At 39.5% G+C, this 14563-nt stretch carries 11 protein-coding genes; 1 reads left to right on the top strand and 10 read right to left on the bottom strand.

Going from position 1 to position 14563, the window contains the following annotated elements:
* Nucleotides 1-40: 40 nt before the first annotated feature.
* The 8 genes from NST02_RS07025 to NST02_RS06990 form a co-directional block, all read right to left on the bottom strand.
* Nucleotides 41-1825, bottom strand: a complete 1785-nt coding sequence (locus tag NST02_RS07025; protein WP_212933575.1) for an L-lactate permease — start codon at nt 1823-1825, stop codon at nt 41-43.
* A gap of 658 nt (nt 1826-2483) precedes the next feature.
* Nucleotides 2484-3257, bottom strand: coding sequence for an IclR family transcriptional regulator (locus NST02_RS07020; RefSeq protein ID WP_137743721.1), 774 nt, complete (start codon nt 3255-3257; stop codon nt 2484-2486).
* A 75-nt stretch (nt 3258-3332) separates the two neighbouring features.
* The gene (locus tag NST02_RS07015; protein WP_095314366.1) at nt 3333-4109 is read right to left on the bottom strand and encodes a fumarylacetoacetate hydrolase family protein; all 777 of its coding nucleotides are present in this window, start codon (nt 4107-4109) and stop codon (nt 3333-3335) included.
* 343 nt (nt 4110-4452) lie between these two features.
* Nucleotides 4453-6633, bottom strand: coding sequence for a malate synthase G (locus NST02_RS07010; protein ID WP_340948563.1), 2181 nt, complete (start codon nt 6631-6633; stop codon nt 4453-4455).
* 193 nt (nt 6634-6826) lie between these two features.
* The gene (locus NST02_RS07005; RefSeq protein WP_340948562.1) at nt 6827-8287 is read right to left on the bottom strand and encodes an FAD-binding oxidoreductase; all 1461 of its coding nucleotides are present in this window, start codon (nt 8285-8287) and stop codon (nt 6827-6829) included.
* Entirely contained in the window at nt 8259-9644 is a 1386-nt protein-coding gene (locus NST02_RS07000; RefSeq protein ID WP_137743719.1) for a (Fe-S)-binding protein, read from the bottom strand. Before NST02_RS07000 ends, NST02_RS07005 begins: the two co-directional genes overlap by 29 nt.
* Before the next feature lies 1 nt (nt 9645).
* Nucleotides 9646-10962 carry an FAD-binding oxidoreductase gene (locus NST02_RS06995; RefSeq protein WP_340948561.1) on the bottom strand — a complete coding sequence of 439 codons (1317 nt, stop codon included), beginning with the start codon at nt 10960-10962 and terminating at the stop codon, nt 9646-9648.
* Between the two features lie 32 nt (nt 10963-10994).
* A complete protein-coding gene (locus NST02_RS06990; RefSeq protein WP_340948560.1) occupies nt 10995-11684 on the bottom strand; it encodes a FadR/GntR family transcriptional regulator in 690 nt (229 codons plus the stop codon).
* A 623-nt stretch (nt 11685-12307) separates the two neighbouring features.
* Between NST02_RS06990 and NST02_RS06985 the strand changes: the two genes are divergently transcribed.
* Nucleotides 12308-12517 carry a methionine aminopeptidase gene (locus tag NST02_RS06985; protein WP_095314357.1) on the top strand — a complete coding sequence of 70 codons (210 nt, stop codon included), beginning with the start codon at nt 12308-12310 and terminating at the stop codon, nt 12515-12517.
* 86 nt (nt 12518-12603) lie between these two features.
* Here the strand turns inward: NST02_RS06985 and opp4C are convergent, their stop codons facing one another.
* Nucleotides 12604-13524 carry an oligopeptide ABC transporter permease gene (gene opp4C, locus NST02_RS06980; RefSeq protein ID WP_095314355.1) on the bottom strand — a complete coding sequence of 307 codons (921 nt, stop codon included), beginning with the start codon at nt 13522-13524 and terminating at the stop codon, nt 12604-12606.
* 10 nt (nt 13525-13534) lie between these two features.
* Nucleotides 13535-14497: an ABC transporter permease gene (locus NST02_RS06975; protein WP_095314353.1), complete on the bottom strand. Its 963-nt coding sequence runs from the start codon at nt 14495-14497 to the stop codon at nt 13535-13537.
* Between the last annotated feature and the right edge of the window lie 66 nt (nt 14498-14563).

Here is a 14563-nt window from a genome sequence, read left to right as displayed (position 1 = left end):
CTAGAAGTAAATGGACTCCTAGGTCGCTTTTTACCATTTTCTATTTAGGTGTATTTATCCCTGAATTATTCACTAGTAGGTTAGCTCTTCTCTGATTCGTTGCAATGATGTAAATCGCACCAGCTGCTATTAACATTGCAATAATTGAACCGGTATTAAACCAGCCCTTTTCGGAGAACCAGACGATCGCATAACCGAGAGAACCAGCAAACAAGGAGTAGTAAGCAAACGGCAGAAGTGTTTTTCGTATAACTGTCCCTTCCTTGCCAACGAGACCGACAACTGCTGAAGCAGCAACTACATTATGAACGCAGACCATATTCCCTGCTGCTCCACCTACTGCCTGTAGTGCAACGATCCATGTCGGATCAACACCAATTTGCGAACCAACATCATATTGAAACAAGGAGAACATCATATTGCTAACAGTATTGCTACCGGCAATAAATGCTCCTAAACCACCAATAAATGTCGCAAAAATTGGCCAAAAATCACCAGTTAGCGCTGCAACAGCATTGGCTAATTCAATCGGCATACGGTCATAACCGGCTGCCCCACCCCCTGTATTCAAAAAAACTTGGACCATTGGAACGGTAAATATTAATGCTGTTGAAGCTGACAGCATTGTTTTTCCCGATTGTGACCATGCCCTTCCATAAGCTTTTCCATTCATTCCATGAAGGAAGTAAGTGATAACAGATACAAGAATAAAGATAGATCCTGGAGAGTATAGGGGCTGAAAGCTAGTTGTTATGTCTGAACCAAAAATATTCTCCCATTTTAAAGTCCATGATTGCGTCCATTCCATGAATGGAAGCGATTGCAAACGAGTCAATACGAGAAAAAGACCAATTAATATGTATGGAGTCCATGCTTTCACCATACTCATGTTCCCACTTTTATGGACAATATCCTTAATTTCTAATTTTCCACTCCATTCAGGGTCCCATTTAGACTTTTCTTCAAAATCCCAAATTTCATCTTCCTTAGGCATAAATAATCCCTTTTTGGCAGCGTAAATGACAATGGCTAAACCAATTAATCCTCCAGCCATCGATGGAAATTCTGGACCCAATGTATTAGCAACGATTACATATGGAATTGTCATAGCGAATGCAGAGAATAAAGCAAACTTCCAAATTTTTAACCCTTCGGTAAAAGATTTGTTTTTTCCGAAAAATCTCGTCATAAAAGCAACAACGATTAATGGAACAAGTGTCCCGGCAATCATATGTAGTATGGATACTTTTTCAGCTATATTAATAGTTAAAGCTAAAAAATCATTGGTTAGGCTTGTATCTGCTGATAATCCTGAATGAACCCCCACAAGCATTGGGGTACCTACTGCACCGAAGGATACCGGTGTACTTTGAATAATCATCCCTGCGACGACAGCGGCCATTGCTGGAAATCCTAAACCAACCATCAATGGAACTGCAACGGCAGCAGGTGTTCCAAATCCTGCGGATCCTTCGATAAATGAGCCAAACAACCAAGCAACAATGATCACTTGAATACGTCGGTCTGGCGAAATATCAATGAAACCTTGACGAATCGTTTTGATTCCTCCACTCTCCTGAAGCGTGTTTAATAGTAAAATTGCCCCAAAAATGATGTACAATAGTGTCCCTGCTGTAAATAACCCGTGCAACGAAGCAGCTGCAACATTCACACCGGGAACCTCCCATACAAATAGCGCAAGTCCAATTGCAACTAAATAAGAGATTGGCATTGCTTTACTTGCCGGCCATCTTAATCCAACAAGAAAAATGGCTACCGCAATAATCGGCAATAGCGATAAAAAAGCAAGCATTCCTGTATTCATAGCATTTCTCCTTCCGTTTGGTGATAAAAAACAATGTTTTCAATTGTTGCATAGTAGACAACAAAGTTATATAACAATATATTTTTTGTTATACAACAGTCTGTACCTACCTAAATTATACACACTTATAATATAGTTTCAATAATTTTTAGAAAATTCACTCCATTTTATTACGACAATAAAATCCATATTCTGACTCTAAATTATAAAGTTCTACAGTTAATCAAGTTACAGCACTCGTATTGAAGAGAAATAAAAAAATTTGTTTGCAATATCTTTTTTATGAAATTTCTCACATAGAGACAACAACAAATTGCACTTGTTAACAATAATGAAAAAGTCAAATGAACGTTCGTTTTTAACTTGAAGTGCGCAATTATGAAATGGACTCAGCATAAGTAAATTTTAAAAGACGTACATTTTCCAATCTATACCGTTCTTTACCTGTACGTTCAATCGCTTCATCATTGTGAAACAAAGCTTCGAGATTTTTTATGAATTGTTAAACCATATTATTGAGAAAACGATTTTCAGCTATGCTGAAAGATCCGTGATTTCATAAAAAGAAAGGAGAAAACAAATTTTCTCCTTTCTTTTTATGAAATCAGCGAAAAAATGAGCCAAAAAAATCAGCACTGACATCAATTTCATTTATTCCTTAAACGGTATTTACATACCCTAATCTTCCTGATATTTTCGCTCCAGCTTCCTTCATTTTTATTTTCAATTGTTCCAATCTTGTGGTCGTCATCCTCATCGTTGGTCCGGAAATACTTACGGATGCTATGACTTTCCCCAAATGATCAAAAAGTGGAACTGCAATGCAAGTGATTCCATATTCATTCTCTTCCAAATCTAAAGCGTACCCTTTTTGCTTGATTTTAACTAGTTCTTTTAGAAATGCCTCTTTTTCAGTAATCGTTGCTTCTGTATGGATCGGAAGCCCCTTCCGTTCAATAATATCTTCTACGACATTTAATGGTAGGTAAGCAAGAATTGCTTTGCCAACTGAAGTGCAATGCATGGGAGCCCGCTTTCCGACCTTTGAATGCATGCGTAATGTTTGATTTCCTTCCAGTTTTTCAATGTATACAACCTCGCCCTGATCCCATACAGCTAAGTGAATAACTTCATTTGTTTCCCGTTCTAACTCCAATAAAAAGGGTTTTGCCTCTGTTCTGATATCGATTGATTCCAACAGTTTCGAACTAATATCAAGAAATTTATAGCCTAATTTATAACGGCCAGTATCAACATCTTGTTCAATATAGCCATACTGAGCTAATGTAGAAAGAATCCGGTAAACCGAGCTTTTGTTAATGTCGACTTGCTTTGCGATTTCTGTTACACCTAACCCCCCTTTTTTCGAGCTTACTAAATTAATAATATCCAGTGCTCGTCCCACTGATTTAACCATATTGTCCCTTTCCATCCATTCACACCTCCACTTCAAAGGAAGTAACGATGGCTCCTTTTCAAAAAGGAAAAAGAGCCATTATTACATGACTTAGCGATCGACGGACACCGCTTCTTTCACAAAAGAATTCCTCAATATGCCAATCCCCTCTATATCACATTCTATCACATCTCCAGCACGAACAAACTCTGCTCCTACAGGACTGCCAGTTAAAATCACATCCCCAGGCTGCAGCGTCATAACATGAGAAAGATAAGAAATCATTTTTGCGGTGGATATTATCATTAATTCTTGACCGCTATTTTGTTTTTCTTCCCCGTTCAATCTCGATTTCACTCTTATTGATAATGGATCGATTTCGGTTTCAATGAACGGTCCCAATGGAGTAAAGGTGTCAAACGATTTTCCAATTGTCCAATGACCTGTTTCATGAAAATAGGCAGGAGCTGTGACATCATTTCCAACAGTATAGCCAAACACATAATCAAAGACCTGTTCTTCTGAAATATTTTTAGCTTTTCTTCCGATCACAGCGGCAAGTTCAGATTCAAATTTTACAGTATCGCAGCCTGCTGGAATGATAATCTCATCCTCTGGACCAATGACTGAGGAAATTGGTTTAAAAAAGAAAACAGGAATTTCAGGCAGTTCGTTCGGTCGTTCATCAGGACTTGCTACATAATTGGCGCCAATCCCAATTATTTGATTGGGAGCGAGTGGGGCTAAAAGCTTTACTTCATCCATTGAAAAAACCTTTCCTGTATATTCCCAGTCTGCAAATATATTTCCTTTTATTTCTCTTATGCCGTCTTCAACCAGCACCCCTTTATACTCAATAGTGTCCACTGTAAAGCGTGTAAATTTCATTGTTCCACTCCTCTCGGTAAAACTTTAAGTTTAGGTTTTGTTAAACCATATTGTTGAGAAAACGATTTTTGGCGCTTTTCGTGGGAAACCTTGGTTTCACACGTCTTTCAATCATCCTGAAAGGTTGAGAAAATAAGTCAAAAACCAACACCGACATATAACAAATCCTAGGTTAAAAAAGTGCTGCTGCAATTTTTTATGCAGGTGGATGATTTTCTCTGTCAAAAAATTGCTGTGCATCGATTCTTCATACGTCTCACCCAAAGCGGCTAAAAGTAGCTCCTTTCCCTAAGAAAAAGAGGCATTCCTTTCAATGATGAATGCCCTCTTTAAAGTCAATTACTTAACTTCCAACTTTGATTTTTGCCTTAAATTCTGCACGACGGCGATGTAAAATAGGCTCCGTATAACCGCTTGGCTGTTCATATCCTTTAAAGACCAAATCACATGCTGCTTGGAAGGCGACTGAATCATCATAGTTAGCGGACATTGGACGATAGTTCGCATCACCAGCGTTTTGTTCATCAACAACTTTTGCCATACGCTTCAGCGTCTCTAAAACCTGTTCTTCTGTTACAATCCCATGATGTAGCCAGTTCGCCATATGCTGACTTGAAATCCGCAATGTCGCCCGATCCTCCATCAACCCAATATTATTAATATCGGGAACCTTTGAACAGCCAACTCCTTGCTCAACCCAACGGACGACATATCCTAAAATACCTTGTGCATTATTATCAAGCTCTTGTTGAATTTCCTCTGGTGTCCATGCTGGATTTTCAACGACTGGAATTTGTAAAATATCATTGCGATAATCTGCCGCTTCTTCTTTTAAGAGCTTGTTTTGAACAGCTATGACATCAACCTCATGATAATGAAGGGCATGCAAAGTTGCTGCGGTTGGGGACGGAACCCACGCTGTATTTGCACCCGATTTAGGATGTACGACCTTTTGCTTAATCATCTCTGCCATTAGATCAGGGATTGCCCACATACCTTTCCCAATTTGGGCACGGCCTTGAAAACCAACCGATAATCCGACATTTACGTTGGAATTCTCATAGCCCTGCAGCCACGCCGTTGACTTCATATCATTTTTACGAATCATTGCACCTGCTTCCATAGAAGTATGCATTTCGTCTCCGGTTCGATCAAGAAATCCAGTATTTATGAAGACAATTCGTTCTTTGACTTTACTGATCGCGTTCTTCAAATTAATGGAAGTCCTTCTTTCCTCATCCATAACACCAATTTTTAATGTATTTCGCTCAAGTCCAAGCAGATCCTCAACTCGATCAAAAAGCTCATTTGCGAATGCTACTTCATCTGATCCATGCATTTTGGGCTTGACGATATAGATGGAACCTTTAGCGCTATTCTGATACTTCCCATTGCCTAATAGCGTATGCTTCCCTATTAAACTTGTAATAACCGTATCCATCATACCTTCTGGGATCTCTTCGCCACTGGGCCCCAAAATGGCATTTGTCGTCATAAGATGGCCAACATTTCTTGTAAACATGATGGAGCGACCATTTAATGCCATTTCCTCACCAGTTGGAGAAGTATAAAAACGATCTGGATTCAAAGAACGAGTGATGGTTTTTTCACCTTTTTTGAACGTAGCGGTTAAATCCCCTCGCATTAAACCAAGCCAGTTGCGATAAACATGCGTCTTGTCTTCTGCATCGACTGCTGCCACTGAGTCCTCACAGTCCATAATCGTCGTTAAAGCTGCTTCCATAAGCACATCTTTTACACCGGCTTTATCAGACTTTCCGATTGGAGATTGAGGGTCGATCTGGATTTCAAAATGAAGTCGATTATTTTTTAAAAGGATAGCAGACGGTGCTTCAGTGCTTCCTTGATAACCAACAAGCTTTGACGGATCAACTAATCCAGTCGTTCTTCCATCTTCCAGCGTTACAGCCAATCTGCCATCCACCACTGCATATTTCACTACCTCCTCATGCGAAGCATTAGAAAGAGATGCTGCTTTATCGAGGAATTTTCTCGCAAACTGAATCACCTTTTGCCCCCTAATCGGGTTGTAACCCCCACTGCGCTCAGCTCCGCCTTCCTCACTAATGACATCGGTTCCATAAAGGGCGTCATATAAGCTTCCCCACCGGGCATTTGCAGCATTTAAGGCGTATCGGGCATTATCGACAGGAACGACTAATTGTGGGCCAGGCTGCAAAGCAACTTCATCATCTACATGATTTGTTGCTACTTTATAGTCTTCGACCTCTTGTTCTAGATAACCGATTTCCTCTAAAAAGCTTTTGTATTGTTCAAATTTAAACTCTTGATTTTCTTTATGCCATGCATGGAGCTTTTCTTGAATTTCCTCACGTTTGGCAAGCAATTCTTTATTCCTTGGGGCCAAATCAATAATGAGCTTTTCGAAACCTTCCCAAAAAGCGCCCTCCTCAACCTGACTTTCTGGCAGCGCTTCCTTATTAATGAAATTAGCAAGAACTTGCGCAACCTTTAGATTCCCAATTTTTACATATTCAGACATTTGTACATCTCCTTTTTTGTTTGTTATTACGAAACATCGTTTCATATTTTCTCTAAAAAAATAATATCACGGGGAAAAACATCTTTCAATAATTTTCTAAAAATTTTATCTCTTTGCCTACGTTGCATTCATAATCGCATAATAACGACCTTCTCCACATCGAAAAACCTCCCTGAACAAATTATTTTTACCATTAGGCAAAGGCCTCTCTTCCGTTCTTCATTTCTTTTTTGACCTCAGCACAACGACCTGGAGATGGAAACAATTTACCGGCATTTAATAAATTATGAGGATTGAATACATCTCGAATATCGGTCTGTGCCGCGATTTCCCGCTCCGTAAACACAAAACGCATTTCTTCTCTTTTTTCGATTCCGACACCATGTTCCCCCGTAATTGTACCACCTACATCAGCACAAACTCGCAGACACTCACTTCCTGCAGCTAATGCTTTCTCTGTTTGGCCAGGCTGTCTTGCGTCAAAAAGAACGAGCGGGTGTAAATTTCCATCTCCGGCATGGAAAATATTAGCGATTCTTAATCCGCTCTCTTCACTTATTTTATTAATTCGCGCAAGAACCTCAGGTAATCGGCTCCGTGGAATGACCCCATCCTGAACAAGATAATCAGGAGAGATGGCTCCCATCGCACCAAATCCTGTTTTACGATTCGCCCACCATCTCCCCCGTTCTTCTTCGCTTTGAGCCACCTTTACCTCCCGCACATTACGTGTCTTACAAACCTCAAGAATTTGTTTGATCTGCTCCGTGATTCCGACCGAAATCCCATCTACTTCAATTAATAACAAAGCTTCTATATCCTTTGGGTGACCAACTGGAAACGCTGCCGACTCCACTCCTTCAATTGCAATCTTATCCATCATTTCAAGAGCAGCAGGGACAATTCCTGAAGAAATAATATCAGATACTGCTTGACTCCCGTCTTCGACCTTATCAAAATAAGCAAGAACCGTTTGCTTTGCTTCTGGATTTTTCAAAATTCGAACCGTAATTTTTGTGACGATTCCTAGAGTACCTTCTGAACCGGTCAAAAGCCCCAATAGATCATAACCAGGAAGATCAAGAACACCATTTGTACTAATATCAATAATTTCTCCGCTTGGCATGACAACCTCTAGTCCCAAAATATGGTTCGTTGTGACGCCATACTTTAAACAATGGGCCCCACCAGCATTTTCCGCAACATTGCCGCCAATCGTACAGGCATATTGGCTAGAAGGGTCCGGTGCATAGTAATAGCCTTTATCGGCTATTGAATTCGTTAATTTAAGATTTACAAAACCAGGTTCAACAACGGCGCGCCTGTTTTCCAAGTCCACACTTAACAGCCGTTTCATTTTAACTAAACTAATGATTACTTCCCCATTTAACGGTATGGCTCCTCCACTTAAACCGGTCCCTGCACCACGGGCTAGAAAAGGCAATTGATTCGCATTGCAATATTTGACCACTTCAGCAACCTCTTTTGTGCTGTTTGGAAAAACTACTGCCTTTGGGAGATGCTTATGAAGCGTGAAGCCATCACAATCATAAGCAAGCAAATCAGCTTGATTAAATAAAATCTCTTTTTCACCGACTATTTTTGCTAGATTCATAATATCTTTGTCAATCGTTTGCATGCTCTTTTTCACCATTGTTTCCCCTCTCTTTCTCGTCTTCTTTTTGGTAGGCCAAGTCGAGCAATTGAACGGTGTGAACAATTTTCTGGTTTCTTCCGTATTTCTCGACTCCCACTGCCATTTGCAGCATACAACCTGGATTTCCCATTGAAATCATTTCAACATCCTCAGGAACATGTTCCATTTTACTTTCTAACACCGCTCCCGCCATTTCAGGATTAGTAATGTTATAGACCCCGGCACTTCCACAGCAGCGGTCAGCATTCGGCATATGGACCATTTCTACTCCTGGAATATTGATTAACAAATCCCTCGGTTGTTCACGAACACCTTGACCGTGAGCAAGGTGACACGCATCATGGTACGTAATCCGCGTTTTTAATTCCACTTTTGGCTTCTCATACCCTGTATCGTATAAATATTTTGAAATATCCTCTACTTTTTGCGCAAATTCTTCCGCTTTTTCACGCCATTCAGGTTCTTCACGAAACAGTTCAGGATATTCTTTTAGCATACATCCACAACCCGCCGCATTCGTAATCACCTTCTCCGCAGCGTTGAAAGCTTCTATATTTTGCTTTGCTAACTTTCTCCCTGTCTCACGATCTCCTGCATGGACATGAAGAGCTCCACAGCATGTTTGATTTTTTGGAATGCTCACATCGTTGCCATTTCTCGTTAACACATTAATCGTCGATTGATTAATATCACTAAACATGACATCCATTATACAGCCCGTTAACATCGCAACTTCTCGTTTTGTCTCTCCTTTGGCCTTAATGACTTTTTGCTCCTTATATTTTTTTTGTACAGGTGTGCCAATCGCTGGCATAATGGCTTCCATTTCTACTAGATGCTTCGGCATAATATTGATTAAACCTGTTTTTCTGACAACCTTTTGCACCCCACTCTTCTGGTAAAATTTGAGCAGACTCCCCAACGAGTGGAGACGACTTTGGTGTGGGAACAGCCCTTCTAATAAAAATTTGCTTGTCATTCCTCTCCAGCCTTTTAAAGGCATCGCCTGACGAACCTGTCCCCTTGCTTCTTCAATTAAGCCTCCTACGTCCACATCAGCTGGGCAGGCTGTTGTACAAGCACGGCAATCCAAACAAACGAATACAGGGTCCGCAAAGTCATCATCAACCACTAATTTTCCTTCCGCCACTGATTTAATCAAATGTACTCGACCTCGTGGTGAATGCTGTTCCTGACCAGTCTGTTCATAAGTTGGGCATGCTTCTAAACATAAGCCACAATGGACACAATCAGCCCATTTATGTTCATCTGGTGGATCACTCCATAAATAATTACTTAAAGAGTTCGTATGACAAGTCGGCTCACCTTTCAGTTCAGTTTCTCTTAAACTCAATTTATATCCCTCCCACAAACCGGCCCGGATTCAGTATTTTTTTAGGATCTATTTTTTCTTTTATGCCCTCTAACCAAAAGAAATAGGAAGGTCGTTCTCCCCATACAGTGATTTCTTGACGAAGTTTTAACGGTAAATATTTCAAAACAGCATAGCCATTTAATTCAGTAGCTAGCTTCCGTAATTGCCCAATCGCTGTTTTTACATCCTCAGCCGCTCCAGACAAATGCACATGACACAAACCATGACCTAATCCCCCATGCCCTTCAATTTTCAAATGATGGACATCACTCATATATTCACATTCCTGAATCACACGGATAACATCTAAGTTGACGACACCCATTTTTAGTGTTGCTTCAGTCTCTTTTGTTTCTGTCACTTTAGGACCAATATTGTAAAACTGCTCCCAAAACTGACAAGCTTTTTCTTTTTCCAGTATGCTGACGTTTACAGATGGGGGGCTTATTTTCTTTACAAATTCCTCTTGATAGTGAACGGATGTTTCTACATCTTCAAAACTAATGGCAACTGTATAATTTCTGTGTCCTGTAAGGTCCTCGGACAAGGTTGGACTTAATAATTCAAGAGCAATCGGCTCCATCATCGAGTCAAGAAGTTCAGCTGCAAAGCTCTTCAGCCACTCATGATGGCCATCTGGAAACGCAAGCAAGATAACGCTTTCATATTGCGGAAGTGGACGCAGCTTTAATGTTACCTCTGTTAACACACCGATCGTCCCCATAGAGCCGATAAAAAGTTTATTCATATCATAGCCTGCCACATTTTTTACTACTTTTCCCCCTGAGCGAATCACCGATCCATCTGGGTAAGCGATTCGTAATCCGATCACTGCATCCCTTGCCGAACCGTAACCTAAGCGTTTCGGTCCACTGTCATTTGCAGCAATAATACCACCAATTGTTGCGCGCTCTGGATAAAAAGGATCCAAAGAAATTTTTTGATTATATTGCGCTAAATAGGCCTGAAGCTCTTTAAAAGGAGTTCCTGATTTGACGGTTAACGTCATATCTCCAACTGCGTGTTCAGTAATTCCTTTAAAATTTTCAAGTGAGACACCAATATCCTCTGCCTCTGTTGTACCTCCAAAACCACGCTTCGTTCCACCGGCAACGATCGAAATTTTTCGATTATGAAGATTCGCATATTGTAATATCTTGGTTATTTCTTCTTCTGATTCAGGCTTAACAACGATCCTTCCGCTGTTTCCTAAAAAATCATCTCCATTTTGAGCTTTCACAATCCTTTCACTACTTACAAACATTTGGAGGTCATTTAGTAGATTTGAAGTAATCAATTCATCCCTCTCCTTCTCCGAGCATAATCTTTTTAATCTTTCCATAAACTGTTTTTCATTATTTTCTCCACATATTCCAAATGTTCAGTCATTTTTTCTTTTGCCTCATGAGGGGCCGAATTGTCTATAGCGGTAAAAATTTCCTTATGCTGTTGGGTGATTCTTTCATTAATGAGGTCGTTTTGTTGTATAAAATGGTGGAAGTCACTCATATGCCTTTTCGTAGTGGTTGAGATAAATTGCATAAATTGATAGATTATTTGATTTGCAGATGCCTTTGCGATCGTCATATGGAATTGATAGTCCTCTTCCCAGCCAGATGACGACTTTTGATTGAAAAATTTCTCTAGTTCGGCGATTTGCTGTTTTGTTCGATAAAGTGCCGCCATTTCTGCAATTCCCGGCTCCAACAGCTTACGGACTTGAAACAGCTCCTGCGCATCATTTGACTCTGGATGAATTAAAGACAAGTTAAATAATTTTTTCGAATCAAAATGGCAAATATACGTTCCTTCTCCTTGCTTTACATCAACAATCCCCTTTCCTTTCAATGTAATAATCGCATCACGAATCGCTGATCTCCCTACGCCAAACATCTCACATAGTTCCCTGACAGAAGGAAGCTTTTCTCCAGAACGAATGGAACCGTTTACAATCATGTCCTCTATTTGTTCTACAACAGATTCTGAAACCTTTTTTATGGAGATTTTCTCAACTTTCATCTTAATATCCTCCTCTCTTCCTTTACTCTTTTCAGACATCACATATCAGATATGTTTATCTGTTCCTATTAAATCATGGTAGCATTTAATAATCAAGACTTTTTAGAATTTATAAAAAAATCAAAAAATAGTTCCGATTACTCTTTTTTTTCATATAATAAATATAAATACAACTTCTGTTATAGTACAATTGTATAACTAAATTCACCTTTTTTGACGTTATCACAACCTTTTAAAAATGTTTGTTGAAAAACTGCCCAGTTTGCTCTAATCGATAACAAAAAATAATTGTAAAAGTTGTGTGTATAAAATTTACCAAAATAACAAAACATAAGCTATATTAAACAAACTTTTAGCTTATTTCATAATAATGGTGTTTATATCTGCAAAACCATTAATGTTTGAATCTTTCCCGTGGCTTCCACTGTACAAATTGAAAAAGTTGGTTTTTTCGATGACATTTGTGTACAGGTGTAGATTTGGCTTAACGAAATGAGAGAATCTGAAGCTAGCTAACATAATAACCTGTACGAGACAGTTCTCAAAATAATCGCTTTTTATCTGGAAACAAGTCAAAATCATCATCTTTATAGCGAAATTTTAAAGAATTGAGGTGATAAACAATGGGACTGCTTGAGGCATTTAATGAGTGGAAAAATTCTCGCTATGAAAAACACGTTTCGAAAATGAAAGATGAAAACAAATGTCCGGAGTGTTATGGCAGAGGCTTCTTAATCTATCCTGCAAATGAGTTTGTTTATTTAAGCAATCCATACGATTGCCCTGGCTGCAACGGAAGCGGCTTATATTCTGAATGGTCAAATCTCGTTTAATAACGTATATGCATGTTGTATCACCTATTACTAGCTTCAAAGCATAAATTTAACCTACTGATTTTTTAGTCAGTAGGTTATTTTTATCAACGTCTATTACTTTTCGGATCAAAAGCATCGCGAAGTCCGTCTCCGATAAAGTTTATGCAAAGCACTGTCATAAGAATTGCAAGTCCCGGTGGAATCCATGCTTCAGGACTATTTCTCAAAATTCTGATGCTCTGCGCTTCAGATATCATGTTGCCCCAGCTTGGTGTCGGCTGTGGAATTCCAAATCCGATAAAGCTAAGAGCAGACTCAACAATAATATACGTTGCCATCATTAACGTTGCATTTACCACTATTGGACCGATTGCGTTTGGAATAAAATGTTTAAAAATAATTCTAATATCACTAACACCAATTGCCTTGGCACCAAGTATAAATTCCTGTTCTCTTAGTGTTAAAAACGTCCCCCGTATAATCCTTGTTAAGTTTGGCCACGAGGTGAAGGCAATGATCATAACAAGTATTCCAACGGTTACCTTTTCAAGAATAGCGACAACTGTAAGACAGAGCACTAAAAAAGGAAGCATCAGCATTAAATCCGTAGCGCGCATAATAATTGCATCTACTTTGCCACCATAATATCCTGCAATAGAACCTAAAGTTACTCCAATTACTAGCGTAAAAACCATGGCACTAAAGCCGACTATTAAAGAAATGCGACCTCCATATAATAGGCGAGCTAAGTTATCTCGACCGGAGCTGTCATTCCCTAATGGATGTTCAGCACTCGGGGATCGTTCAATCATGGTCAAGTTCGATTTTGTTGGATTATGATCTGTGAAAAGCGGCGCACAAAGAACAGCAATAATGATGATAAGCAGAATCACAACACTCGCCACAGCTAGCTTATTTTTCATGAAACGTTTCAACGCAATTCGATGAGGACTCATGCCTTTTTCCACTGTGTTCTTATTCAATTCCGGGCCTGTGCTTGTCGTTTCCTGTGGTTTAAGTTCCATTGATTTCACCTCAATCGTAGCGGATTCTTGGGTCAACAATACTATAGAAAATGTCGGCTAATAAATTGCCAAGTAACACAAAGAAACCAAGCATTAAGTTAATAGCCATAATCACAGGATAATCACGATTCCCTATAGAAGTAATAAATAATGTCCCAAGTCCAGGAAATTGGAAGACACTTTCTGTAATGACAGCCCCACCCAATAGTACCCCAACTTCAAATCCAAGTAGTGTAATAATCGGTATCAATGCATTACGTAATGTGTGTTTGTAAAGAACCGTATTCTCCGTCATTCCTTTTGCTCGCGCTGTGCGAATATAGTCACTGCCCAAAACATCAAGAACTTCCGAACGCATATAACGCATATAAGAAGCCGTACCAGCTAGACCTAGCGTAATACTCGGCAAAATAAGGTGCCTTATTTTATCAAAAAATAACTCAAATCCATCTATCCCTGGCTTTGAAACCGTTCCATGGGCAGGCAGCCAACCGAGCTTAATGGAAAAAATGTATATTGCCACCAATCCAAAAAAGAAATTCGGTGTAGCTAGTCCAAAAAAGCCAAATGCCGTTGCTCCATAATCTAAAGGTGTATAAGGGTGTCGCGCAGAATAAATACCAATCGGGATCGACACCACTATGGTAATAATTAAGGTCATAACCCCTAAATTCAAAGTATTACTAAATCGCTCTGCAATTAAATCGGATACTGCCCTGCCTTTATAAATTAGAGATTCTCCAAAATCTCCAACTACAGCTCCCTTTATCCAATTCCAATATTGAATATGGATTGGATCATTTAAACCTAGCGCTTCTCTTCGCTGTTCGTACACTTCCGGATCAACTGTCGGATCAATCCTTCCTGTAAAAGCATCACCAGGAGCTGCTTGCATGAGTGCAAATACAATGACTGTTAAAACAAAGAGCATTGGGATGAAAACAAGGATTCGTCTGATGATATATTGAAACAATGTACCCCCTCCATTCTAGAGCTGTTTTTACATCCTTTTATAAATCTTTCGCAAATAGAAAAGAGC

Source organism: Robertmurraya sp. FSL W8-0741, assembly GCF_038004005.1.
Taxonomy (GTDB): Bacteria; Bacillota; Bacilli; order Bacillales; family Cytobacillaceae; genus Robertmurraya; species Robertmurraya siralis.
Note: the sequence above shows the minus strand (reverse complement) of the source record. Positions and strands in the feature narration are given on the sequence as shown.

Bases quoted from the DNA above. Each gene is read 5' to 3' on its own strand.
- NST02_RS06990 (WP_340948560.1), bottom strand. From the start codon at position 11,684: ATGAAAGTTGAGAAAATCTCCATAAAAAAGGTTTCAGAATCTGTTGTA.
- NST02_RS07005 (WP_340948562.1), bottom strand. From the start codon at position 8,287: ATGGTGAAAAAGAGCATGCAAACGATTGACAAAGATATTATGAATCTA.
- NST02_RS07015 (WP_095314366.1), bottom strand. From the start codon at position 4,109: ATGAAATTTACACGCTTTACAGTGGACACTATTGAGTATAAAGGGGTG.
- NST02_RS06985 (WP_095314357.1), top strand. From the start codon at position 12,308: ATGGGACTGCTTGAGGCATTTAATGAGTGGAAAAATTCTCGCTATGAA.
- NST02_RS07025 (WP_212933575.1), bottom strand. From the start codon at position 1,825: ATGAATACAGGAATGCTTGCTTTTTTATCGCTATTGCCGATTATTGCG.
- NST02_RS07020 (WP_137743721.1), bottom strand. From the start codon at position 3,257: ATGGAAAGGGACAATATGGTTAAATCAGTGGGACGAGCACTGGATATT.
- opp4C (WP_095314355.1), bottom strand. From the start codon at position 13,524: ATGGAACTTAAACCACAGGAAACGACAAGCACAGGCCCGGAATTGAAT.
- NST02_RS07010 (WP_340948563.1), bottom strand. From the start codon at position 6,633: ATGTCTGAATATGTAAAAATTGGGAATCTAAAGGTTGCGCAAGTTCTT.